Here is a 1957-nt window from a genome sequence, read left to right as displayed (position 1 = left end):
GGCCGGCGTTCATGAAGTCGTTTCGCCGGTTGACCACGATGATCGCGCGAGTCGCGTCGGTGTCCGAGGGTGCGGCCACCGTCACCGTGCTGTCCGGCGATGTTCATCACAGCTACGCCGCCCGCGCGGCACTGGACGGCGTCGGCGAAGACGCCGCGCCGGTGCACCAGCTGGTGTGTTCACCGGTTCACAACTACGCACCACGCTATGTGGAGCCCGTTTTCAGATTCGGGTGGTCGCATCGGCTTGCCCCGATCACGCGACGCTGGGCACGTCGCCATGGATCACCTGCGCTCCGGGTCAGCTGGACCCACACCGAGGGGCCGCTGTTCGGCAACACAGTCGCCACAATCGATTTCACCGGCCGGCTCGCCGAGGCATACTTCGAACAACCGGATGACGCCGGCGGTCTCACCGAGGTCGCCCGTATCCGGTTGAGCGCGGCTCGGCGACCGACCCCCACAGCAACATCGCCGGACAGACCATGACGGAATCGCTCGGCACGCCGCCCGACGAGGTGCGGATCCGGGATGCGTCGATCCGGCTGGGCCAGTTCCTCAAACTGGCGGGGCTCATCGACTCCGGCGCGGACGCCAAAGCCGTGATCGCGGAGGGCCGGGTGACGGTCAACGGGGAGGTCGAGTACCGGCGCGGCCGACAGCTGCGGGTCGGTGACGTCGTGGAGCACGACGGCCACGGTGCGCGCGTCGCCAGCATCACACCTTCGTGATCGTCACCCGCACACCGTCGCCGATCTCGGCGCCGTCGGCCACATCATCGACGAAGTCGAAACCGGTAGCCAGGATCTCGCGCGCCATCAGATCGCGGTGCACACTCGCCCAGTCGGCATACGGTTCGGGCACCGACATCTGCACGTTGATGCGGTCGGACACGTCCAGCCCGGTCGACTTGCGCAACTCCTGCAGCTCACGGATGCGGTCCTTGGCCCAGCCCTCGGCCTCGAGGTCTTCGGTGACGGTGCCGTCGAGCACCACCAGCCCGGCCCCGTCGGGCAGGGCCGCGGTGTACTCCGGATCGGCGGCCACCAGTCGCGAGCTGTACTCCTGGCTGGTCAGCACCGCCGGGCCGGCGGTCAGGGTGCCGTCGGGATTGACCACACCCTGACCCGTCTTGACGGCCTTGATCGCGGCCTGCACGTCTTTGCCCAGCCGTGGCCCCGCCACCTTGGCGTTGACGGTCAGCTCGAATCGGCCGTAGCGGTCGATGTCGTCGGTGAGCTCGACCTGTTTGACGTTGAGCTCATCGGCGATCAGGTCGGTGAACGGTGCCAGCATGGATGGGTCCAGCGTCTTCTCCAGGGCCACAGTGAGCTTCGGTAGCGGCAAGCGCACCCGTAGCTTCTTGGCCTTGCGCAGCGACGACCCCGCCGAGCACACCTCGCGGACCTGATCCATCGCGGCCACCAGTTCCGGGTCCTTGGGCAGCACATCGGCTTGCGGCCAGTCGGTTAGGTGCACGGATCGCTGTCCGGTGACGCCGCGCCAGACCACCTCGGTGACCAGCGGGAGCAGCGGGGCAGCCAACCGGGCGGTCACCTCCAACACGGTGTGCAGCGTGTCGATGGCGTCGCGGTCCTCGCCCCAGAACCGTGAGCGGGACCGGCGCACATACCAGTTCGTCAAGGCCTCGGTGAACTGGCGTAGCTCCTCGCAGGCACCCGAGATGTCACACACGTCGAGCGACTCGGTGAGGTCGTCGCGCAGCTGGGCCAGCTTGGCCAGGATGTAGCGATCCAACACGTGCGGCGAATCGGTGCGCCACCTGCCCTTCTCCGGCGCATAGAGCGCCAGGAAGCTGTAGGCGTTCCACATCGGCAGCAGGACCTGGCGCACACCCTCGCGAATGCCCTGTTCGGTGACGATCAGGTTGCCGCCGCGCAGGATCGGTGAGGCCATCAGGAACCACCGCATGGCGTCGGATCCGTCGCGGTCGAACA

2 protein-coding genes and 1 pseudogene are annotated in these 1957 nt (G+C 67.6%); 2 read left to right on the top strand and 1 reads right to left on the bottom strand.

The features are described from left to right. Positions 1-488 (top strand): annotated as a pseudogene (locus ACN269_RS35010) (alkaline phosphatase family protein); the annotation flags it as partial. Next, on the top strand, positions 485-730 hold the full coding sequence (locus ACN269_RS35005; protein WP_421477670.1) for an RNA-binding S4 domain-containing protein: 246 nt from the start codon (positions 485-487) through the stop codon (positions 728-730). The pseudogene ACN269_RS35010 and the gene ACN269_RS35005, both read left to right, overlap by 4 nt. Here ACN269_RS35005 and ACN269_RS35000 read toward each other — a convergent pair. Continuing rightward, on the bottom strand, positions 717-1957 hold a 1241-nt coding region (locus ACN269_RS35000; RefSeq protein ID WP_421477668.1), incomplete at its 5' end, for a class I tRNA ligase family protein. The genes ACN269_RS35005 and ACN269_RS35000 overlap by 14 nt on opposite strands.

The sequence above is a fragment of the Micromonospora sp. WMMD736 genome (genome assembly GCF_049179015.1).
Classification (GTDB): domain Bacteria; phylum Actinomycetota; class Actinomycetes; order Mycobacteriales; family Micromonosporaceae; genus Micromonospora.
This window is presented reverse-complemented; position numbering and strand designations above follow the sequence as displayed.

What these genes read in the sequence shown, in the direction of transcription:
- ACN269_RS35005 (WP_421477670.1), top strand. Translation starts at nt 485, where the DNA reads ATGACGGAATCGCTCGGCACGCCGCCCGACGAGGTGCGGATCCGGGAT.